Here is a 23609-nt window from a genome sequence, read left to right as displayed (position 1 = left end):
ACATTGCAAATTCATTGACTTTAATTGACTTTATTGGAGAAGTTTTATTTTTTATTATTTTATTTACGAATAACCACATAAATAAAACTTAAAAAAGAAAATTATTTAATGATTTATGTTTTTTTTAATACAAATAGCAAACAAAAAGTCATTTTTAAAGCTTATTAAATATAAAATACTCTTTAAAACACCCATTTAAAGCTGAAATAAATTTTCAACTAGTACTTTCTATTTTAAATATTCTCTTAACAGAAAACTAGTAGAACTATCATGATCTTTAACTTCACCTGAATTTATCTCTGTTAAAATAGAATTAGCCAATTGCTTTCCTAATTCTACACCCCATTGATCATAACTAAAGATATTCCAAATTACTCCTTGCACGAATATTTTATGCTCGTAAATTGCTACTAAAGCCCCTAAAGTTTCTGGAGTTAACTTTTCAATTAATAAGGTATTTGTTGGTTTATTTCCTTCAAATACTTTGAAAGGCAATAAAAAATCTGCCTTTTCTGAAGTTAATCCTGCTTTTTCAAATTCGGATTTCACTTGGCTTTCATTTTTACCCATTAGCAAAGCTTCTGTTTGTGCAAAAAAATTAGACATCAATTTATCATGATGATCTTTATTTCCATAAAGCGATTTTTTAAATCCAATAAAATCAGTTGGAATTAATTTGGTTCCTTGATGGATTAATTGAAAAAAAGCATGTTGAGAATTAGTTCCTGGTTCTCCCCAAATAATAGTCCCTGTTTGGTAATTTACCGTATTTCCATCTCTACCTACGCTTTTACCATTGCTTTCCATAATTCCTTGCTGCAAATAAGGAGCTAATTTTTGTAAATATTGGGTATAAGGAATTAAAGCTTCCGTTTCTGCTCCATAAAAGTTATTATACCAAATACTTAACAAAGCTAAAATTACTGGAATATTTTTATTGAAGGCTGTTTCTTTAAAATGCACATCCATTTCATTGGCTCCTTTTAATAATTTATTGAAATTATCAAATCCGACTACCAAACTAATGCTTAAACCAACTGCACTCCATAAAGAAAAACGTCCTCCAACCCAATCCCACATAGGAAAAATATTAACTTCTGCTATTCCAAATTCAGTTACCTTTTTAATATTAGTAGAAACTGCTACAAAATGCTTGGCTACATCTTCTTTTTTTGCCGATTGTAAAAACCACTCACGAATTGTTTCTGCATTAGATAGTGTTTCTTGAGTAGTGAATGTTTTAGAAACAATTACGAAAAGAGTTGTTTCTGGATTGAGTTTTTTTATTACTTCATTCACATGATCTCCATCTACATTGGACACAAAATGAACATTCAAATGGTTTTTGTAGTATTGTAAAGCTTCTACAACCATTGCTGGGCCTAAATCGGAGCCACCTATACCAATATTAACTACATCTGTAAAGGCTTTATTGGTAAATCCTTTTCTAACACCATTAACTATTTCATTAGTAAAAGACTGAATATCTTTTTTAACTTTATAAATTTCTGGAACAACATTTACCCCTTCCACTAGAACAACATCATTCTCTTTTGCTCTTAGAGCCGTATGTAAAACAGCTCTGTCCTCTGTTTGATTAATAGCTTGTCCAGAAAAATAAGCATCAATAGCTCCTTTTAATTCAACTTCTTCTGCCAGTTCAAGTAATAATGCGACAGTTTCTTCAGAAACTTTATTTTTAGAATAATCTAAAATAAAATCCTGCCATTCAATATTGAATTTTTCAACTCTACTTGCATCATTTGAAAACATTTCTTTAATAGAAACATTTTCCATTTTTTCAAAATGAGTTCTCAATTTTTGCCAAGCTACTGTTCCAGATGGATTTGTTGTATCTAAAGTCATTATTCTTTAAATTTATTAGTCATTACACTATCTAATTCTCTTTTTAAAGGTTCGATATGTTTTAAATATTGTCCTTTATCTTTTTCTTTCATTGGTTCAGCGCTTGGAAGTATTAAACGAAGTGGATCTACTTGTACTCCATTTTTCCAAAAACGATAGCATACATGTGGTCCTGTTGCTAAACCTGTACTTCCTACTTTACCTATTACTTGTCCTTGGGAGACATATTGTCCTTTTTTAACTAAGATTTTAGACATGTGAAGGTATTGTGTAGAGTATGTTCCGTTATGTCTTATTTTAACATAATTTCCATTTCCAGAGGTATAACCAGCTCTTTCCACAACACCAGCTGCCGTAGCTTTTATAGGTGTTCCAGTAGCTGCAGCGTAATCTGTACCACTATGCGCTTTCCATCTTTTTTGAACTGGGTGAAAACGTCTTCCTGAGAATCTAGAAGAAATTCTAAAATAATCTAATGGTGCTTTCAAAAACATCGTTTTCAATCCATTCCCATCCTCATCATAGTAATCTGGAATAGCTTGTTCTGCTTTTAGCTTGTATGGAAAAGCATAAAAATCCTTACCTCTATGTTTGAAATAAGTAGCTTCTACTCTTTCCACACCAGCATAAATAGTGTCTTCTATATAACGTTCGTAAATAGTAGCACAGAACTTATCTCCCTTTTGAATTTTAAAAAAATCGATAGAATATTCATATACTTTTGCTAACCTTGAGGCCAAAGCTGGACTTGCACCTTCATTCGCTAGAGTTTCTGAAAAAGAACCTTCAATTTCAGCAGCAATAGTTCTTCTTTTTAAAGACGTTGCTTTTTTCTTATTTATAACCTGTATAGAGTCTCTAAAATCGATAACCGCATAATCTATTTTGTTTTTTACATAAACCAAAGCCTTTAGCTCTTTAGGGTCTTTTTTATCTAAAAAAAGTAGATATGGTTTCCCTATTTTTATCATTCTAGGATTGAAAGAATCTTTTACTTTTTCTACAACATCATAGGTTCTTAAACTATCTGGTAATTTATATTTATCAAATATCAAACCTAAATTATCACCTGACTTTATTGTATCTCTAATTACTTCATAGTCATTAAAAATAAACCCAAATTCTTTTATAATTGGTTCTTTCTTTTCATTTTTTTGGGGCACTCCTTTTTTTTCTTCTTTTTTATCACAAGAAATAACAATGGTAAATAATAGTAGTAATAATGATAAGTATCTCAAGATTTTAGTTTTTAAAAATTTTAAATATTTTCTCCCCAATTCTCTATTTCTTCTTTTGTCCATAACTCAGGGAAGAAGATTCTTTTTTGGTATTTAGGCAACATGTATTTTTTCCAATCACTTCCACCAGTAGCTTCATGATTACCTGGTACGCTTTCAATATATTTTTTTGCTGCATTGAAATGCCCCATTACCCATGTAATATTTATTGTTTTGTCTAAATGTCGCATAGCTTGAACTAATACTTCATTATTTTGATCTTCTTGTGGTAATTGTTTGTATTTTCTCCAAAGATTTATAGTGTTGTATTCTTCCATAAAATCTAAAAATACTTTTTTATACTTTCTCTCAAACTCTTGTAATAGAAATGTTTTCTCACCTGTTTTATAATCTTTGCCTGCCGCTTGCCAATACAAATGATCAAAAGCATGCCCATAAGGTGTATTTCTATCTATCGTTGCTCTAAACCTATAATCTATTAGGTTAATTAAATCTGTAGTAGCAAATTCTATTAATCGATATTGAGCGCTTTGGAACCCACTGGCTGGTGTAAGCGTATTTCTAAATTTTAAGTATTGCTCTGGTTCCATTCCATCAGTCATGATGGTAAAAGATGTGGTCAACATATCAAAATAACGACTAATTCTACCTAATTTATCTGTAAAATAATCAGTTGTAGGCTTTTCAGTATGTGCCAATTGCTCTATTTCCCAAAGTATCATTTTGAACAATAATTCATTAACCTGATGATACATAATAAAAACCATTTCATCTGGTAATGTTGTTCTTTGAATTTGTAAATTTAACAAGGCATCTGTTTGAATATAATCCCAATAAGTAATGGGTTTAGACCACAATAGTCCTTCAAGATGTGTTTCTGTGTTTTGGTTAATGCTTTTATACTTTTCATCAATTTTTTTTAATTGATGTTGTAATTCTGGTGTTACTTCCATTAGTCAATTTTTACTTTAAAAGAGTGCTTTAATCCTTTAAAAGCATCTAAATCAGCCTTTAGTGATCCAACAGCTAAACTCGCTTTAATTCTTATTGGAATTTTATTGTCATCATCTGAAATCCAAACAGTTAAACTTTCTTCTTCTTTAAAAACTCTACCTGCTTGAACGTAAGGTCTGAAAACTTTACAAGAAATTTTTCCAAATTTAGTTTTTATATCTTCTTTACCAATATATTTTAACTTAAACTTTGTAGTTTCATTATCAAAAAACATATCAATAGCTATTGACTCTCCTTCATTCAAGGTGTCTATCTTAGGGTGATTTCTTAAATAATAAAATGAAGAAACAATATCTTGAACATTTTCTGGAACAGAATAAGTATTTTCTGTGTTTCCTTTATAGTCTTTTACCCTAACAGTATTATTATTTTGATCAAAAAAACCTTCTTGGTATTTGGTATAACCACCTTCATCTATTTTCCTTAAAAATTGATATGGTTTACCTGTATTTTTATCAAAAAAACTTTGGTAATCATCTTTAACTTCAAAAAATAATTTTGTCATACCTGTAGTCCAGCCTTTCCCTTGAACATGATGTACTTTCTGATTATTTCTGGTTGCCTCCTTTATTTCAAGAGTTGCATATCCTGCATTTACTAAACCATAGTGTATTCGAAGTTTGAACCATTCTCCTGTAGTGTATGCATCTTCTTTTTGAACGAAAGAATTCGTTGCTATAAAAACTAAAAGTAATATTATATATTTTTTCATAATTTATATCTTTTTTATAAAAGAATGCAATTTCTGTTCCAAAAATAAGAAACAAAAAAACCCAGTCAAAATTAATGACTGAGTTTTTATGCTATTAACCAACCAAAAACTATAAATTATGAAAACTTACTAGCAAAATCGGAGATAAAAATCATTTCCTTTTTTGCGAGTGCAAATGTATATAGTTTTTTGAGGATTATTCATCAAAATATCAAATTTAACTCTTTTAACAGAATATTTTTTAATATTTAATACTGAATTTTAAGAATATTTAATTTTTTTATCAATTTATAACGTACCTCGCAATGCTTGCTCTCTTTCAATGGACTCAAAAAGGGCTTTAAAATTACCCGCACCGAAGCCTTTTGCTCCCATTCGTTGAATAATCTCAAAGAAAAGTGTAGGTCTATCTTCAACTGGCTTAGTGAAAATTTGCAACAAATACCCCTCTTCATCAGCATCAACCATAATTGAAAGTTTTTGAAGCTCAGCTATATCTTCTTTCATCATATCTCTATGAACTCCAAGTCTATTTGGAATATCATCATAATAAGCTTGTGGTGGTGGTGGTAAAAATTCAACACCTCTTGCCTTTAAAGCAGAAACCGTTTTTATAATATCGTCTGTTGCTACAGCAATATGTTGCACACCTGCATCTTCGTAAAAATCCAGATATTCTTCAATTTGTGAGCGTTTATTTCCTTTTGCAGGTTCGTTAATAGGAAATTTTACTCTTCCATTTCCATTACTCATAACTTTACTCATTAAAGCAGAATATTCTGTATGAATTTGTTTGTCGTCGAACGAAAGGAAATTTTCAAATCCCATTACATCTTCATACCATTTTACCCATGTATTCATTTGTCCCCAACCTACATTTCCAACCATATGGTCAATATATTTAAGCCCTGTTGGTTCTGGGTTATAATCTGATTTCCATTCTCTAAATCCTGGCATAAAGGTACCTGAATAATTTTTTCGTTCTACAAACATATGAACTGTCTCTCCATAAGTATAAATTCCTGATCGAACCACTTCACCAAACTCATCTTTTTCAACAACTGGTTCCATATAAGATTTCGCCCCACGTTTTGTAGTTTCTTCATAAGCGCTTCTCGCATCTTCAACCCAAAGAGCAACTACTTTAACGCCATCGCCATGTTTAACTATATGATCATTAATAGGTGACTTGCTGTTTAATGGTGTTGTTAATACTAATCTAATTTTATCTTGTTTTAGTACATAACTTACAGAGTCTTTTGATCCTGTTTCCAAACCTCTATAAGCTAATGATTGAAATCCAAAGGCTGTTTTATAAAAATGAGCAGCTTGTTTTGCATTTCCTACATAAAATTCTACATAATCTGTTCCTAACAATGGAAGGAAATCTTGAGCTCCTTCAAATATTTTTTCTAAACCGTAGTTTACTGATTTTATTTCTTTTGACATGATTTTAATTATTTATTTAATACGAGTTGTGTCTATTTCGTTAGAATCAATTTCTTCAAATGATTCAAAATCGTTGTAAATACTATCTGCCTCAAATTCATATTGCTCTATTTCTTGTATATTCTTATATTTTTTAAAAACATCCTGAGAAATTAATGTTCTATAAACAATAAAAACTATTACAACGAATATAAAAATAATACTATTTATAACTATTGAAATTATATTCAATGCTTTTGCTATCACCACATTGTTTCTACTTTGTGGAGAATATGCCGGTTGATTTTGGTCAAATTCTTTTAAACTTTTATTTGCCATTACCAAACCTACAATACTCAATGCTATAGGAATAAAAGCAAAAAGACCATAACAACAACAACCAACAAATCCAACTACTAATGAAACAATACCTAATATTAAAGCATTAGGATCTGCCGGTAATTTATTATAATTCATTTAACTATTTTTCTAACCAAGATTGATAATAAGATTCATCAGCAATTTTCATAGCTTCTTCTGTAACCATCAAAGGTTTAAAAGTATCTACCATTACTGCTAATTCTTCTGTTTCTGTTTTTCCAATACTTCTCTCAACAGCACCTGGATGTGGCCCATGAGGAATTCCTGCTGGATGCAATGATATATGACCTGCTTCTATATCATTTCGACTCATAAAATCTCCATCAACATAATACAAAACTTCATCACTATCAATATTACTATGGTTATATGGAGCTGGAACAGCTAAAGGGTGATAATCGTATAATCTTGGCACAAATGAACAAATTACAAATGCATCTGTTTCAAATGTTTGATGTACTGGTGGTGGTTGATGAATTCTACCTGTAATAGGCTCAAAATCGTGAATTGAAAATGCATATGGATAATTATAACCGTCATATCCTACTACATCAAACGGATGTGTTGCGTATACCATATCAAAGATTTCATCTTTCTTCTTTACTTTGATAACAAAATCTCCTTTTTCATCATGTGTTTCTAGCTCTAAAGGTCTGCGAATATCTCTTTCACAAAATGGAGCATGTTCTAAAAGTTGTCCAAACCAATTTCTATAGCGCTTTGGAGTATAAATTGGTCTTCTTGATTCTACTATAAATAAACGATTATCTTCTGTATCAAAATCAATTTTATAAATCATTCCTCTTGGAATAACTAAATAATCCCCATACTTGAAATCTAAATTTCCTAGCATGGTTCTTAACTTACCAGTTCCTTTATGAATGAACAAGACTTCATCTGAATCCGTATTTTTATAAAAATAATCAGAAGTTGATTTTCTAGGAGCAGCTAAAACAATGTGACAATCTGAATTTGTTAAAACGATTTTTCTACTCTCCAAGTAATCCTCTTGAGGAGTTACTTGAAACCCTCTTAATCTGTAAGATTGAATATTATTAGCTTTAGCTATTTTTGGAGCTACACTATATTGTTTTTTTATTTCCTTTACCTGTGTAGGACGATGCTCATGATACATATTAGTAGACATACCATCAAATCCTATAGTACCAAACAATTGCTCGTAGTACAAATCCCCATTTTCTTTACGAAATTGAGTATGTCTTTTAGGGGGAACATTTCCAAGTTTATGATATATTGGCATTTGTTTTTAGTTTAAAGTTGAACATTTAAAAATTTAAAGTTGTTTTCACACTTTATATATAACCATAACAAAGCAACTCACTCAGGATTTCTCTTGATGAGGAATTTTAAAAGAATAGGCAAATTTTCCCAGCTTTTCATGTGAAGAAATTTATTATTGTTTTTTATAAGTCACATGGTATCACTTTATCTGATAGGCGTTTTTCTAATAAAAAACATTTTATCATAGCGATTTCATTTATACAAATATCGTGAAAAAAATTAAAATATAAAACCTATACTAAACCAAGTATGGTGATCTCTAGTTTCTGGTGACCAAGAATGTTTTATTTCTATAGGTCCAATTAAAGACTCTATACCATAACCTAAACCATAACCACTATACGCTGGTTTCTTTATCCATGTACCATCATCAAAAATATTATCACCTATATTAGCATAATTGGCAGTGAAATTCAGATGGTTTTTCTTGAAAACCTCATAATCTAGAACCAAACTACCTTTAACATAACTATTACCACTTAAAGAAACAAAGTCATACCCTAAAAATGGTCTTAAATTATTTATTTGAGTATAACCAAAGCCCCCTAATGCGAAATCTAAGTAAGGTACTCTATTCTCACCTATTGAAAAACCTCCTTCAGATTGTATTTTAAAAGTAAATTTTTTATTTATTGTAAATGCAATTGCTCCATCTGCTTTTGCAATAGTAAACCTTTCAAAATTATTCATTTTATCAGAAGAATATAATATTGGCTTTAAATCTCCTATAAAATACCATCCTTTTTTAGGAAAATATTTATTATCAAAAGAATCGTATTTTAGGAACCCAAAAAGCGAAAAATAATCACTATTATCTATTATAGGATCTATATTTTGGATTACTGTTTTTGATTCAATTTTTAAATGTTTTAATTCAATCCCTGCTCCAATTGAAAATTTTTGAGCAAAAATAGTTTGAATATAGGCTTGGTTCGAAAAATCTGAAAAATCGATATTTAAAGATGATAACCCAGTAGTATTTAGTAATAAATTACCTGAAAAATCATTTTGTAAATTTCGGTTTAAACCAATAAACTTTGAATTAAAACCATAACTCACGTAGAAACCATTATCTACATAATAATTCAAATTATATCTAAAATTATCTCCTAAACCTACATCTAATGAAAAAACATCATTCTTTGTAAATAAATTTTTTCTGGTAACGTTTAAAAGCAGAGCACTTTTTAAAAGTCCATCATAATGTAATCCTAATTTTAAAAAAGTATTCTTTTTACTTTCCCTTACATCTACAACCAATCTTTCTCCTCCACGATTTTTTTGAAAATAATAAAAAATAGATTCAAAATTTTGTGTAGCATTTAAATTATTTATACCCTTCTCAACTTCACTGTATTCGATTCTAGAATTACTGTTAAATTTTAATTTACCAACGACATACGCTCTAGTAAACTTATCTAAATTATTGATTTCTAATTCATTTACATATATATCATTGAGTAACTGTTTTTCAACAAAAGGTCTTTTATAATCGCTTTTTAATGGAATTAACTCACTTAAATGCTTTCTAGCCTCTTCTTCACCTTTCATAACAATTTCTGAACCTTTTTCAAAAGAAACTACCGTGTAACCCTTAATGTTTGGCTTAATATAGATTGTAGTCAAAGCTCTTTTCTTTTCCATTTTTTCAATCATGGAATAATTAGTTACTTGAGATAAAATACCTGTTGCTCCTTTAATCTCAGATAGCTTTTTTAATCCGTCTTGCACATCAACACCAATAATAATATCAGCACCTTTTTTTAGCAACTCTTCTACAGGATAATTATTCACTACACCACCATCAATTAACATTTTACCATCAATTTCTACCGGATTATACAAAGTAGGTAAAGCACCACTTGCTAATAATGATTTTGGCAATGTTCCTTTATTCAAAACCACTTCTTCACCTGTCTCAACATTAGTAGCAATACACAAAAAAGGAATTGGTAGTTGATCAAAATCATTTACATCGGAAACGTGCTTTGTCAATTTTGACATTAAATGATAATTATAAAGACCTTTCGAAAGTGCTTTTGGTAACTCTATTTTAAAATTATTAAACGGAAGTGAAAAAGCATAAATTTCATCATTTCGTTTTTCATAAAAAGTTTTGGAATTTCTAGGAGTATAATCTTGTAAAAGAGCGTCAGTATCAATTTCTTTAAACAAAGAGTCTAATTCTTTTCCAGAATAACCAGAAGCATACAAACCACCAATTATTGCTCCCATACTAGTTCCTCCAATATAATCAATTTTTATACCTAATGAATCTATAATCTTAAGCACGCCTATGTGAGCTAATCCTTTTGCACCACCACCGCTAAGAACCAATCCTATTTTGGGCTTTTTTTGAATAATAGAATCCTGTCCAAAACTAAAGAAAGAAAGAAAGAAAAAAGTTAATATAAGTAGTATTTTATTCATAATATAACTATTCTTGAATAGTCTTGTAAAAGTCGGTAATTTTTTTGGCTTTTGAAAGACCAACTACCTCTGAAATATCTTTTTCGGATGCATTTTGCAATCTTTTAACACTTTTGAAATGTTTTAATAAACTAATCATTGTTTTCTCACCAATTCCAGGAATTGATTCTAAACTATTGGTTAAAGCCGATTTACTTCTTTTATCACGATGATGCGTAATGCCAAAACGATGAGCTTCATTCCTTAAAAACTGAATTATCTTTAAAGTTTCTGATTTTTTATCTAAATACAGAGGTACAGAATCTCCAGGATAATAAAGTTCTTCTAACCGTTTTGCAATACCAATTATAGCAATTTTACCTCTTAATTCTAATGCATCTAAACTCTTCAAAGCAGAAGACAATTGTCCTTTTCCTCCATCTATAATTATGAGTTGCGGTAAAGGTTCGCTTTCATCTAGTAAACGCTTATACCTTCTGTATACCACTTCTTCCATCGAAGCAAAATCATCTGGACCTTCAACTGTTTTAATATTAAAATTACGGTAATCCTTTTTACTTGGTTTGCCATCTTTAAAAACCACACAAGCAGCTACAGGATTTGTTCCTTGAATATTCGAGTTATCAAAACATTCAATATGTCTTGGTTCAACAGAAAGTCGTAAATCTTTCTTCATTTGAATCATAATTCTATTTGTATGCCTATCTGGATCAACAATTTTAATTTGTTTTAATTGATCCATTCGATAGTACTTAGCGTTACGAATAGATAAATCTAAAATTTGTCTTTTATCACCTAATTGCGGAACCGTTATTTTAAGGTTTTCACCTAATGCTAATGGAAAAGGCAAAATAATTTCTCGAGAATTTAATTTAAATCGTTCTCTTAACTCTACTACTGCTAATTCTAACAATTCTTCATCAGCTTCTTCTAATTTCTTTTTGATTTCCATAGTATGCGAACGAACAATTGCACCATGGGAAATTTGCAAAAAGTTAACATAAGCCATGGATTCGTCTGAAACTATTGAAAACACATCTATATTAGATAATTTTGGATTTAAAACGGTTGATTTTGCTTGATAACTCTCTAAAACTTCAATTTTTTCTTTGACTTTTTGAGCCGCTTCAAATTGCATATCTTCAGCAAGTTCTAACATTTGCTTTTTGAAATCTTTTAAACTCTCTTTAAAGTTTCCTTTCAAAATTTGACGAATAGCTTCTACCTGTTTTTGATAATCCGCTAAAGATTCCAATCCTTCACAAGGTCCTTTACAATTCCCTATATGGTATTCCAAACACACTTTATATTTCTCTGATCTTATATTGCTTTGTGATAAATCATAATTACAAGTTCGTAAAGGATATAATTCCTTAATCATTTCTAAAATAGTATTAACAATCTTAAAATTTGTATACGGTCCATAATATTCTGAACCGTCTTTTATCATTCTTCTAGTAGGAAAAATTCTTGAAAAAGGTTCATTTTTAATACAAATCCAAGGATAACTCTTATCATCCTTTAAAAGAATATTATAACGAGGTTGCAATTTCTTAATTAGATTATTCTCAAGCAACAAAGCATCCGATTCTGAAGCTACCACAATATGCTTAATAGAAACAATTTTTTTTACTAAAACACTTGTTTTATAATTATCGTGACTTTTGGTAAAATAACTCGAAACCCTTTTTTTTAAGTTTTTGGCTTTACCAACATATAAAATCTTATCGTCTTTATCAAAATATTGATAGACTCCTGGATTATCAGGTAAGGATTGTATTTGAAGTTCGAGTGAGGCTTGCATTAAACAAAATTACAAAATAGGAATATTAATTACACACATAAATTACTACTTTTATCAAATTATTAAGACAATAATGAAAGATAGGGCTATTTATTTATTAGGGGAACGTATTTTACCTGGAGAAAGCAAAACTATAGAAGTAGAAATTGCAAAACTACACACGATGAACAAACTTAAAGTTCCCATCTTTATTGAGCGCTCAAAGATTGATGGGCCAACTGTTTTGTTTAGTGCTTGTTTACATGGTGATGAAATTAATGGTACAGAAATTATAAGACAACTTATTAGAAGAAAAATTAACAAGCCTAAACGAGGAACTATAATTTGTATTCCAATTATTAATATTTTTGGATTTATCAATCAAACTAGAGAATTTCCAGACAAACGAGATTTAAATCGTGTCTTTCCAGGAAGTAAAACAGGATCATTAGCGAGCAGATTTGCTCATTTTTTAGTTAGTGAAATAATTCCAAATATAGATTATGCCGTTGATTTTCATGCAGGTGGTGCTAGTCGATTCAATGCTTCTCAAATCAGAATAGTACCTAATAATCCTGAATTAAAAAAATTAGCCAGCGTTTTCAATGCTCCTTTTACTTTATTCTCAAAAAATATTCCAGGCTCATTTAGAAATGCTTGTACAAAATTAGGTGTAAAAATGTTACTATTTGAAGGAGGAAAATCATTAGATTTAAATGATTCAATAACAATTGAGGGAATTAATGGGGTAAAACGTTTTTTATATCATTTAGATATGTTGAATCCTAAAAAAGAAACAACAACAGCCACAGAGAAAACTATTTACATTGAAAAATCAAATTGGGTTAGAGCTAATTTTTCTGGAATGTTTCACGGATTAATAAAAGTAGGGAGCTTTGTTAATAAAGGAGACGTTTTAGCTATAATTTCAGATCCTTATGGAAAAGTAGAACACAAACTAAAAGCTCCAAATGATGGCTATATCATAAATGTAAATGATGCCCCTATTGTTTATCAAGGAGATGCTGTTTTTCATATCACAACACATTTAGAAAGCTAACATTTATCATGTTTCTAGATTTTCAAAATTGTAAATTTGTAAAAAAAAGACATGCAATTCTGGAAAAAATTAAAACAAGATCAGTTAAAGAATAGAATACAAGAAGCACTAAAAGAAAATGTAAATTTTTCTAAAGACACTTCTCTAGGTTACCCCGCATCAAAATTAGATGGAAAAGTTTTTTATGATGATGCTCCTTTTTTAAGAGATGCACCTACCTTACAAACTTATGTTGCCAATCCTAATAACATTGGTTGCCATACTTTCGGAACTTCAGAAAAAGCTTTTAATGGGACACAAGAAATTGAAAGAGAAGTCTTAAATGTTCTTGCCGTAGACATCTTTAATGCTAAGGAAAAAGAATTTGATGGATATATTGCTCCTGGAGGAACCGAAGCCAACATACAAGCTCTCTGGGTTTATAGAAATTACTTTATGCACCATTTTAACGCTAAGTTAAGTGAGATTGCTATTTTAACTTCAGAAGACACTCATTACTCTATTCCTAAAGGCTCAAACTTATTACAAATTGATTGGTTAAAAATTCCTGTAGCGTTTGACTCGAGAGAAATTCAAAAAGATAAATTAGATCAAATTATTGCTAAAGCAATTTTAACTGGTAAAAAATATTTTATAGCTGTTGCCAATATGGGAACAACGATGTTTGGATCTGTTGATGATCCTTCTATTTACACAAATATATTAGAAAAACATAATGCAAATTATAAGCTGCATATAGATGGTGCTTATGGAGGCTTTGTGTATCCATTTAGCAACAAACTTTCTGAAATTAATTTTAACAATTCAAAAATAAGTTCAATTACAATTGATGCACATAAAATGCTTCAAGCTCCTTATGGAACAGGTATTTTTATTTGTAGAAAAGGGTTAATTGAAAATGTATTGACTAAAGAAGCAGAATATGTAGAAGGAATGGATTTAACACTTTGTGGGAGCCGTTCAGGCGCAAATGCAGTTGCTGTATGGATGATTTTATTTACTTATGGTCCTCATGGTTGGTATGAAAAAATTAGCATTCTCCAGATGAGGACTCATTTCTTATGTAGTGAATTGGATAAATTGGGAATAAAATATTTTAGAGAACCATACATGAATATTGTTACTATTCATTCTCAAAACATACCTGAAACTATTGCAGAAAAATATGACCTAGTCCCTCAACAACATAACAAACATAATAAATGGTACAAAATTGTTTTAATGGATCATGTAGAAATTGAACATTTGACTACTTTTATAAACGAACTGAAAATTTCTATTCATGAATAAAAAAGAACTAAGACAGAAATACAAAAGATTAAGACAGCAACTTTCACAAAAAGAAATTGAAGATAAAAGTTTAGCTATAGCCAATCAATTACTAAAAATGGATATTTGGAATAAGACTTATTATCATATTTTTTTACCCATTGAAGAGCAAAAGGAAGTAAATACCGAATACATTTTACAAATTCTAGCTGGAAAAGACAAAGAAGTTGTGGTTTCAAAATCTGATTTTAAAACTACTTCAATGACTCACTTCTTATTAACCGACAATACCAAAATAAAGAAAAATGAGTACAATATTCCAGAACCTATTAATGGCTTAAAAGTTCCTCCAGAAATGATTGATGTTGTTTTTGTTCCACTTTTAGCTTATGACAAACAAGGGAATCGCGTAGGCTATGGTAAAGGTTTCTATGATAAGTTTATTTTAGAATGTCGAAAAGATATTGTTAAAATTGGACTATCTTTTTTTGAATATGAAGATAAAATTGATAATATTTTTAAAAATGATGTTAAATTAGATTTTATTGTGACACAAAAAAACATATATTAATCACCAAAAACTTACAAAAACCTCATACCTGTTTTTTTTTTAGAAAAAACAAAAGAATTTTATTAAAAAAAAGTTAAATGTGAAAAAAATTTCATAATCTTTGCGATAACCAATTCAAAATATGAAATATGAAATTTAATTTTAAATGGATTCTGACGCTTATAATTGCGTTTTTATTACAGTTTTCCTTCGCACAGGAAAAAACTATAACAGGAGTCGTTTCTGATGCCATTGGCCCTCTATCTGGGGCAAATGTAACTGTAAAAGGCACCAAAAAAGGAACAACTACTAATTTTGATGGTGGTTATTCAATTAATGCTAATCAAGGAGATGTTTTAATTTTCTCTTATGTAAGTTTTAAAAACAAAGAAGTTATTGTAACTGGCTCTATTGTAAATGTTACATTGGAAGAAGATGTTGCAGAGCTTGAGACGATTGTTGTCATTGGTTATGGAACACAAAAGAAAAGTGATGTTACTGGATCAGTATCTCAAGTAAAAGGAAGCGCTATACAGAACTTAGTTACCCCTAGTTTTGAAAGTCAACTAGCAGGTAGATCTGCGGGTGTTCAAATTACAACTTCAAATGGAATTATCGGTTCAGTTCCTAGAATTAGAATTAGAGGTGTTTCTTCTATTAATTCTGGAACTTATCCTTTAGTTGTAATAGATGGCTTACCTGTTTATACAGGAGACATTGGAGGTTATGCTAACACAAATGCATTGGCCGATTTAAATCCAAATGATATTGAAACATATGACATTTTAAAAGACGGTGCAGCTACCGCAATTTATGGCTCTAGAGGAGCAAATGGTGTAATTTTAATTACAACTAAAAAAGGTAAAAAAGGCACAATGCAAGTAAACTACGACAATGTTATAGGGTTTGCTTCTGCTGTTGAAACATTTGACTTGTTAAAAACAAGTGATTTTTTAACAATTGCAAATGAAAAGAGAACAAATAGAGGACAAAATCCTTGGGCTATTGGAAGTGACTATAACACAGACTGGCAAGCAGCAGTACTAAACAAAAGCGCTTTACAAATGAGTCATAACTTATCTTTTAATGGTGGCTCAGATAAAACTAAATACTTCTTATCTATTGGTTACACACAACAAGATGGAATAGCTATCTCTAATTCAATGGCTCGTTACAATATTAGAACCAACATTGAACATGATTTAAATAAATGGCTAACAATTGGAACTGGTGTCTCCCTTACAAGAACGGAGTATGATGGATTAAATATTGGTGGAAGCTCATTGTCTGGAAATATTTATAACGCCACTAAACAACTACCAAACACTCCTATTTACGACCCTTCACACCCAACTGGTTATAATTTATCTAGTGATAATTCAGTAGTTGGACAATGGGACAACACAGACCCAGTAGGAGACAATATCACGAATATAGTTTATGTCTTAGACCATAATAGATATTACTCAAAAGTCAATAGAACTTTAGCAAACGTATTTGCTTCTGCTAAACTTACTAAAGATTTAAACTTCAGAGTACAAGCAAGTGTAGATAATCCTATCACAGGTGGCTTTTTATATTGGAATCCTGTACACGGAGACGGAAGAGGATCTAATGGAAGGTTACAAAATGACAACACTGAACTATTGAGATGGAACTGGCAAAACAATTTAACTTACAATAAAACATTTTTAAATAAGCACAATGTTTCTGCAACTTTAGTTACTGAATATCAAAAGCAAAAAAGCCAATATTTCTTTGGCAATGGAACAGATTTATTAGATGAATTCTACAACCAAAACCTAGTTACAGGTTCATACGGAACTCAAGAATCTGGTGGTAGTGTATTTGAAAGTGGAATTATATCCTACATAGGCAGACTTTCTTATAATTATAATCAGAAATATTTCATACAAGGTTCATATAGACGTGATGGTATTTCAAATTTAAGCGATCAAAATAGATGGAATACATTCACAGGGTACTCAGCTGGATGGAATGTTGCTAATGAAGAATTTATGCAAAGTATTAATGAATATGTTTCTGAATTTAAAATTAGAGGTTCCTATTCTCAAGTAGGTAACATTGATATAGGTAGCTATCCTTATTTAGGTTTAACTACTGCTTCTCAATATGGGACAAATAACGGTATTGCTTTTTCTCAATTTGGAAACGATCAATTAAAATGGGAATCTAGCAAAAAGACAGATTTTGGTGTAGATATAGCCCTATTCAAGAATAAATTAAAAATAACTGTTGATTATTTTAAAAATGACATTGATGGTTTAATTCTACAAGTTCCTGTAGCTCAATCCTTAGGAGTTCCAAGCAATTTTATTTCTAAAAACATTGGAGCATCGCTAAATAAAGGGCTCGAATTCTCTGTTGACTACAATGTAATAAACAAAGATAACTTTAGATGGAATTTAGCTGCAAATCTAACTTTGACCAAAAACGAAATAACATCGCTACCTAATAATAGTGCAGACATAATAGGAGGTTCAAGTACAGATGCCAATATAAGTCAAAATATTATTATAAGACAAGGGGAATCAATAAATTCACTTTATGGTTATGAATATTGGGGTGTCAATCCAGCTAATGGCAACCCAGTTTATTATAAAGCAGATGGAACTTTAGTACAAGGAAATATCCCTACAAGTACCTATTTTGTGTTTGATCCGAACAATCCTACTGATTTAAGCACAGCATCATCATTAGCTGCCGTAGACAAAAAAATACTTGGCAATACACTACCTACCTATTATGGTGGTTTTAACTCAACCTTTTTTTATAAAAATTTAGATTTAAGTTTCTTATTTAGATTCAGTGGAGGAAATAAAATTTTCAATTCAACAAGAAGAGATTTAGTTACTCAAAATTTAAACAACAACAGTACTGAAATACTTGGAAGATGGCAAAGTATTGATGAGCCAGGAGACGGAGTTACACCAATGTTATATGCAAGTGGCAACACATTTGTAAACCTAACAGGTAATGCCTCTACACGCTTTGTTGAGGATGCAGATTTTATAAGTTTAGACAATATTTCTTTAGGATATAGTTTCCCTAAGACAATAACTGATTTAGTAAGAGTTGATTCTTTTAGATTCTTTGTTCAAGCTCAAAACATGTTAATGATTACTAAATACAAAGGTTTAAATCCAGAAATGGAAACTTCAGGAGTTGACTTAAATGGAACACCTCGAGCTAAAATTGTTTCATTTGGAGTAAACGTAAAATTATAAAAAAAAGAATATGAAAAATATAATTAAAATTTTAGGAATCTCTGTTTTTATATTTAGTCTATGCTCTTGTTCTGAAGAAGCTATACTAGATTTAAGCCCAGTAAACAACATTTCTATTGAAGATGCTTTTTCATCACCATCTTTAATTGAGAGCTCAATGAATGGTGTTTATAATGCCGCTGCAATTGGTCAATATAATTCTACAAATCCAAATGGAGGTAGAGGATATATTTGGGGAGCAGCTTTTGTTGAGCAAGACGATTGTAGAGGAGAAGACGTTGTTAATACTGCAACTTTTTATCAATTAACTTACACTGCAACATATGATGCTACAACAGCTAATAATGTTTATTATTGGATAGACGGTTATCGACTAATCAATAGATGTAATTTAATGATTGAAGGAGTTACAACTGCAGCAGCAAATGGAATTATCTCTCAAAGTGATGCAGACAACTACATTGGTCAATCCAAATTTTTAAGAGCCATCACTCACTTTGAATTATTAAATCATTTTGCTAGAACTTATAGTACAACTTCAGGAGCAACACACCTAGGCATACCATATAGAGAAGTAGGAATTAATACTCAAAATGAAATTGACTCAGAATTATTAAAACCAAGAAATACAGTAGCTGAATGTTATGCGAAAATTCTTGCGGATTTAGATGATGCTGAAGCTAAAATATCAAATACCCAATTAACAAAAGCTTCAAAAGATGCAGCTATTGCATTTAAAACTAGAGTATACTTACATAAGAGGGATTGGAATAATGTAATCCTAGAAGGTAATAAATTAACCGCTTATACTTTGACTGCTGAGCCAGACGGAGTTTTTGACAATAATTATGCAAATACTGAATCGATTTTTTCAATTCTCCATGCTTCAACTAATAATCCTGGTGTAAATGCTGCATTAGCCTCTCAATACAACAGAAGAAGACTTGTTTGTATCAGTCCTATTATCTGGAGAGATCCAAGCTGGTTAGTTGATGACAAAAGAAGAAATGAAACTTATGATTCAGATAATAATCCTGATGGAATGGTGTTTACATTTTCAGGAAGAAAATACACAGCTAAATATAGAGATGGAGTAAATTATACTGATGCAGCTCCAGTAATTAGATACGCAGAAGTCTTATTAAATATGGCAGAAGCTTATGCCAGAAAAACTTCTCCTGATTTAACTGAATCTCTAAATAGACTAAATACAGTGAGAAATCGTTCATTAGCAAATCCTACAACACAAGCATACACAGCATCTACTTTTGCAGACGCTACTGAACTTGTTGGTGCCATTTTAAAAGAAAGAAGAATTGAATTTTTAATGGAAGGAAAAAGATGGGGAGACATACACAGACTTCAAGGAGACAACTTGTTCCCAATTGATGGAATTCCTGCTAAAATAGCTAATGGTAACCCAGCAGCAGCAACTTTTACATTAGGAACACCTTACACTGGTCCTTTAGGTGTAGATGCTATTCCTGGAAATAATTTTAAATTTTTATGGCCAATACCACAAGTTGAATTAAATTCAAATCCAACTTTAGCAACCCAACAAAACCCAGGCTGGTAAGTATTTCTTGGGTCTCAAATTTGTTTAGTTATTTAAAGGACTGCTTATTGCAGTCTTTTTTTATTTATATTTTTTCTTAAAAAAATTAATACTTTAGCAAAAAAGTATTTTATTAAAATTCAAAAAACACATAAATGAAAAAATATCTTTTACCTCTTTTAATATTACTTTCAATCGCAAGTTATTCTCAAATTGAAAGCGAAGAATTTAATAGAATGGTTGAAGCAGAAATGAAATCAGCTTCTTCTTTACAAAATATTCAGGTAAATCCTAATACTCAAAATTATGACGTAACCTACCAAGAATTACGTTTTGAAGTTGATCCGGCAGTTTATAACATTTCAGGACAAGTAACTACCACATTTACTGCTTTGTCAGATATGAATATGGTCACATTTGATTTAACAAATCAATTAACTGTTAGTTCTGTTACTATGAATAGCAATTCGTTATCATTTATACAGAACGCAAATAACGAACTGGTAATTACTTTACCTACTACAATTTCAACTGGAAATAATGGAACCGTTGTTATTACTTATTCTGGTGCTCCAGCATCAGGTGAAGCCGCTTTTACTACGTCAACTCATAACGGAACCCCAATAATTTATACTCTTTCTGAACCATTTGGCGCAAGAGATTGGTGGCCATGTAAACAAGACTTAAGTGACAAAATAGAAAGCATTGACGTCTATATCACAGCTCCAATAGCTTATGTTAGTGTTTCTAATGGCTTAGAACAATCCGCTATTGATAATGGAAATGGGACAAAAACCACTCACTTTCATCATGGTTATGCCATACCTGCCTATTTAGTTGCAATAGCAGTAACTAATTATCAAGTTTTTACTCAAACAGCAGGAACTATTCCAAACGATTTCCCTATTGTAAATTACATTTATCCAGAAAATTTTTCAAGCGCTCAAACCCAATTGGCTCAAACATTACCTATAATGAATGTTTACGAAACCTTATTTGAGCCTTATCCTTTTCATAATGAAAAATATGGTCATGCACAATTTGGTTGGGGTGGAGGAATGGAACATACCACTGTTTCATTCATGAATAGTTTTGGAAGAAATTTAATTGCTCACGAATTGGCTCATCAATGGTTTGGTGACAAAGTTACTTGCGGCTCATGGAAAGACATTTGGTTAAACGAAGGTTTTGCTGAATATTTATCTGGTTTAGTAGTAGAAAATTTAGATGGTGCATCCTCTTTTGTTTCTTGGAAAAATGGAAAAATAAACAATATAACTTCTCAAACCACAGGTGCTGTTTACCTTACTGACACAGAAGCTTTAAACGTAAATAGAATTTTCAGCAGTAGATTAAGTTATAATAAAGGAGCTATGGTCATTCATATGCTTCGATGGAAAATGGGAGATGCTGCCTTTTTTCAAGCAATCAAAAATTATTTAGCAGATTCCAATCTCGCTTATAAATATGCTGTTACTGATGACTTAAAATCGCATTTAGAAGCTGTATTTGGAAGTAATTTAGACGAGTATTTTAATGATTGGTTGTATGGAGAAGGCTATCCTAGCTATACTGTTACAGCTCAAAATTGGGGAAATGGTCAAGCCAAAATTACCATTTCACAAACACAATCTGATGCTAGTGTTTCCTATTTCGAAATGCCTCTAGAAATAAGATTAATAAACAGTACTGGTCAGACTTATGATGTAATTGTGAATCATCAATTTGATGGACAAGAGTTTATTGTTTCTGTCCCGTTTCCTATAACTGGTGTTGAATTTGACCCAAATAGCCATATTATTTCAAGAAATAATATCACTACTTTAGGTAATGAAAATTTTGAATTAGCAGAAATAGTTACATTATATCCGAATCCATCTAATAAAAACTTACACATTCAACTTCCAAGCACTATCACTATTGAAAAAATAGAATGTTACAATGCTTTAGGTCAGTTAGTTTTAACAAATCATGCTAAAGATTTTTCAATTGAAACATTAACTAATGGGATTCATTTTGCTAAAATAAGTACTTCAGAAGGTGTAATTCATAAAAAATTTATAAAAAAATAGGCTCTTCTAAAAATAATAGTAAAAAGTAAGGTGAAAACCTTACTTTTGCTTTTCAAAATTATAAAATAAAACACATGATTCAATTAGCTCAAATTCTATTTATACTTTCAGTATTAGTCATTCTTCATGAATTTGGTCATTATATAACAGCTAAAATATTTAAAGTAAGAGTAGAAAAATTTTATTTATTTATGGATGCTGGATTTTCATTAATTAAGAAAAAAATTGGAGAAACCGAATGGGGAATTGGTTGGTTGCCTTTAGGAGGCTATGTTAAATTAGCTGGTATGATAGATGAAAGTATGGATACTGAACAAATGAAACAAGAAGCACAACCTTGGGAATTTCGTTCAAAACCAGCTTGGCAACGATTAATCATTATGCTAGGTGGAATTATAGTTAATATTTTATTAGCGTGGTTCATTTTTACTATTATGTATACAACCGTTGGTAAAAAAGTAATTTCTACTAACGAGCTTCAAAAAAACGGATTATCTTTCGGTGAAGTAGGTCAGAATGTTGGTTTTAAAAATGGAGATAAAATTATAGGAATTGACGGTGAATTTTATGATGATTTTAAATTCATGACCATGGGAGTTCTTTTTGGAGACAAAGTAGAAATTGATCGTCAAGGAGAAAAGGTTGAATTATTACTAACTGATGAACAAAAAGGAGAAATTATAAAAAAAGAAGGTAGAGGATTTGTCCATGCAAGATCAAATATGAATCAATATTTTATAGATTCTTTTAAAGGGCAACACAATTTCTTTGAAAAATATGATGAAATTATTGGAATCGATGATTACAAATTCACCTATGTAGATGAATTTATTGATACCCTGAAAAATCTAAAAAAAGATTCTATAAATTTTATTCTAAAAAGAAACAACGAAGAAATTAGCATAAAAACAAAAGTAGATAGTAGTTTAATTAATTTAAAAAATTACGGCTTAGCTTATAATTATCTTTTAAAAAATAGCTTTATCAGTGGTTTTGCAGAAAATTCCATAGGTGAAAAACAAGGCTTAGAATTTAAAGATATAATTGTTAGCATTAATAACACCAAAATTGAAACCAATAAAGAATTAAATAATATTTTATCTCATAATAAAGATAAAGAAATTAGTTTAACTGTTTTAAGAAAAGGAAAAGAAGAGCTTCTAAAAATAAAATTAGACAAAACGGGTAAGCTAGGAATTGGTTTAGACGATAAGGAAGAAGAAAAATATACTGTAGTAGAAAAACTTGGGTTTTCACAAGCTTTCCCAGAAGCCGTTAAGCAATCTTGGTCTTTATTTAAATATAACGTTCAAAGTTTAAAATTGATTGCCAGACCAAAAACTGGTGCTTACACACAGGTTCAAAGCCCTATAGGAATTGCTAGAAGATTACCAGACACATGGAACTGGGAGTTTATTTGGAATTTTACTGCTTTGTTTTCAATAGGACTTGCTTTTATGAATTTATTACCTATTCCAGGTTTAGATGGAGGGCATGCGCTTTTTACTATTGCAGAAATGATAACAGGAAAAACTTTAAGTGACAAAGCAATGGGCTATGTTCAAACCGCAGGAATGATTATCTTACTGACTTTGATGGCTTTAACTTTTGGTAAAGATATTTACTTTTGGATAAGTGAAACTTTCTTCAATAAAAACTAAAAAAAAACTAAAAAAATGTTTGCAAATATAAAATTGTGTT

The 23609-nt window shown here is 30.4% G+C and carries 16 protein-coding genes; 7 read left to right on the top strand and 9 right to left on the bottom strand.

Annotation, left to right across the window (positions count from 1 at the left end):
• Positions 1-228 precede the first annotated feature (228 nt).
• The 9 genes from pgi to uvrC all read right to left on the bottom strand — a co-directional run bounded on the left by pgi (position 229) and on the right by uvrC (position 12175).
• Positions 229-1866: a glucose-6-phosphate isomerase gene (gene pgi / locus FIA58_RS15665; RefSeq protein ID WP_140963481.1), complete on the bottom strand. Its 1638-nt coding sequence runs from the start codon at positions 1864-1866 to the stop codon at positions 229-231.
• Positions 1866-3104, bottom strand: a complete 1239-nt coding sequence (locus FIA58_RS15660) for a M23 family metallopeptidase (protein WP_243754689.1) — start codon at positions 3102-3104, stop codon at positions 1866-1868. The genes pgi and FIA58_RS15660 overlap by 1 nt, the downstream gene beginning before the upstream one ends.
• A 20-nt stretch (positions 3105-3124) precedes the next feature.
• Complete coding sequence (locus tag FIA58_RS15655) at positions 3125-4057, bottom strand: tryptophan 2,3-dioxygenase family protein (protein WP_140963476.1); 933 nt, start codon at positions 4055-4057, stop codon at positions 3125-3127.
• Complete coding sequence (locus FIA58_RS15650) at positions 4057-4830, bottom strand: DUF3108 domain-containing protein (protein WP_140963474.1); 774 nt, start codon at positions 4828-4830, stop codon at positions 4057-4059. Before FIA58_RS15650 ends, FIA58_RS15655 begins: the two co-directional genes overlap by 1 nt.
• Before the next feature lie 288 nt (positions 4831-5118).
• Positions 5119-6279, bottom strand: coding sequence for a 4-hydroxyphenylpyruvate dioxygenase (gene hppD / locus FIA58_RS15645; protein ID WP_140963472.1), 1161 nt, complete (start codon positions 6277-6279; stop codon positions 5119-5121).
• A 12-nt stretch (positions 6280-6291) separates the two neighbouring features.
• The gene (locus FIA58_RS15640) at positions 6292-6735 is read right to left on the bottom strand and encodes a CCC motif membrane protein (protein ID WP_140963470.1); all 444 of its coding nucleotides are present in this window, start codon (positions 6733-6735) and stop codon (positions 6292-6294) included.
• 4 nt (positions 6736-6739) lie between these two features.
• Entirely contained in the window at positions 6740-7900 is a 1161-nt protein-coding gene (locus FIA58_RS15635) for a homogentisate 1,2-dioxygenase (RefSeq protein WP_140963469.1), read from the bottom strand.
• A 260-nt stretch (positions 7901-8160) separates the two neighbouring features.
• Positions 8161-10371 carry a patatin-like phospholipase family protein gene (locus tag FIA58_RS15630; RefSeq protein ID WP_140963467.1) on the bottom strand — a complete coding sequence of 737 codons (2211 nt, stop codon included), beginning with the start codon at positions 10369-10371 and terminating at the stop codon, positions 8161-8163.
• Positions 10372-10378: 7 nt separating this feature from the next.
• The gene (gene uvrC, locus FIA58_RS15625; RefSeq protein WP_140963465.1) at positions 10379-12175 is read right to left on the bottom strand and encodes an excinuclease ABC subunit UvrC; all 1797 of its coding nucleotides are present in this window, start codon (positions 12173-12175) and stop codon (positions 10379-10381) included.
• Between the two features lie 73 nt (positions 12176-12248).
• On the opposite strand from uvrC, the gene FIA58_RS15620 reads away from it, so the two are divergent.
• The 7 genes from FIA58_RS15620 to FIA58_RS15590 all read left to right on the top strand — a co-directional run bounded on the left by FIA58_RS15620 (position 12249) and on the right by FIA58_RS15590 (position 23569).
• The gene (locus FIA58_RS15620) at positions 12249-13214 is read left to right on the top strand and encodes a succinylglutamate desuccinylase/aspartoacylase family protein (protein ID WP_140963464.1); all 966 of its coding nucleotides are present in this window, start codon (positions 12249-12251) and stop codon (positions 13212-13214) included.
• A gap of 51 nt (positions 13215-13265) precedes the next feature.
• Positions 13266-14504, top strand: coding sequence for a pyridoxal-dependent decarboxylase (locus tag FIA58_RS15615; protein WP_140963462.1), 1239 nt, complete (start codon positions 13266-13268; stop codon positions 14502-14504).
• Positions 14497-15054 carry a 5-formyltetrahydrofolate cyclo-ligase gene (locus tag FIA58_RS15610; protein WP_140963460.1) on the top strand — a complete coding sequence of 186 codons (558 nt, stop codon included), beginning with the start codon at positions 14497-14499 and terminating at the stop codon, positions 15052-15054. Before FIA58_RS15615 ends, FIA58_RS15610 begins: the two co-directional genes overlap by 8 nt.
• 128 nt (positions 15055-15182) lie before the next feature.
• Entirely contained in the window at positions 15183-18281 is a 3099-nt protein-coding gene (locus tag FIA58_RS15605) for a SusC/RagA family TonB-linked outer membrane protein (RefSeq protein WP_140963458.1), read from the top strand.
• Positions 18282-18291: 10 nt separating this feature from the next.
• Entirely contained in the window at positions 18292-19857 is a 1566-nt protein-coding gene (locus FIA58_RS15600; protein WP_140963456.1) for a RagB/SusD family nutrient uptake outer membrane protein, read from the top strand.
• A gap of 134 nt (positions 19858-19991) precedes the next feature.
• On the top strand, positions 19992-21908 hold the full coding sequence (locus tag FIA58_RS15595; protein WP_140963455.1) for a M1 family aminopeptidase: 1917 nt from the start codon (positions 19992-19994) through the stop codon (positions 21906-21908).
• 74 nt (positions 21909-21982) lie between these two features.
• Positions 21983-23569 (top strand): site-2 protease family protein, encoded by a 1587-nt coding sequence (locus FIA58_RS15590; protein ID WP_140963453.1) that lies wholly within the window; start codon positions 21983-21985, stop codon positions 23567-23569.
• Positions 23570-23609 lie beyond the last annotated feature (40 nt).

The sequence above is a fragment of the Flavobacterium jejuense genome, assembly GCF_006491595.2.
Classification (GTDB): Bacteria; Bacteroidota; Bacteroidia; order Flavobacteriales; family Flavobacteriaceae; genus Flavobacterium; species Flavobacterium jejuense.
This window is presented reverse-complemented; position numbering and strand designations above follow the sequence as displayed.

Bases quoted from the DNA above. Each gene is read 5' to 3' on its own strand.
- pgi (WP_140963481.1), bottom strand. From the start codon at position 1,866: ATGACTTTAGATACAACAAATCCATCTGGAACAGTAGCTTGGCAAAAA.
- FIA58_RS15655 (WP_140963476.1), bottom strand. From the start codon at position 4,057: ATGGAAGTAACACCAGAATTACAACATCAATTAAAAAAAATTGATGAA.
- FIA58_RS15650 (WP_140963474.1), bottom strand. From the start codon at position 4,830: ATGAAAAAATATATAATATTACTTTTAGTTTTTATAGCAACGAATTCT.
- hppD (WP_140963472.1), bottom strand. From the start codon at position 6,279: ATGTCAAAAGAAATAAAATCAGTAAACTACGGTTTAGAAAAAATATTT.
- FIA58_RS15640 (WP_140963470.1), bottom strand. From the start codon at position 6,735: ATGAATTATAATAAATTACCGGCAGATCCTAATGCTTTAATATTAGGT.
- FIA58_RS15635 (WP_140963469.1), bottom strand. From the start codon at position 7,900: ATGCCAATATATCATAAACTTGGAAATGTTCCCCCTAAAAGACATACT.
- FIA58_RS15630 (WP_140963467.1), bottom strand. From the start codon at position 10,371: ATGAATAAAATACTACTTATATTAACTTTTTTCTTTCTTTCTTTCTTT.
- uvrC (WP_140963465.1), bottom strand. From the start codon at position 12,175: ATGCAAGCCTCACTCGAACTTCAAATACAATCCTTACCTGATAATCCA.
- FIA58_RS15620 (WP_140963464.1), top strand. From the start codon at position 12,249: ATGAAAGATAGGGCTATTTATTTATTAGGGGAACGTATTTTACCTGGA.
- FIA58_RS15615 (WP_140963462.1), top strand. From the start codon at position 13,266: ATGCAATTCTGGAAAAAATTAAAACAAGATCAGTTAAAGAATAGAATA.
- FIA58_RS15610 (WP_140963460.1), top strand. From the start codon at position 14,497: ATGAATAAAAAAGAACTAAGACAGAAATACAAAAGATTAAGACAGCAA.
- FIA58_RS15605 (WP_140963458.1), top strand. From the start codon at position 15,183: ATGAAATTTAATTTTAAATGGATTCTGACGCTTATAATTGCGTTTTTA.
- FIA58_RS15600 (WP_140963456.1), top strand. From the start codon at position 18,292: ATGAAAAATATAATTAAAATTTTAGGAATCTCTGTTTTTATATTTAGT.
- FIA58_RS15595 (WP_140963455.1), top strand. From the start codon at position 19,992: ATGAAAAAATATCTTTTACCTCTTTTAATATTACTTTCAATCGCAAGT.
- FIA58_RS15590 (WP_140963453.1), top strand. From the start codon at position 21,983: ATGATTCAATTAGCTCAAATTCTATTTATACTTTCAGTATTAGTCATT.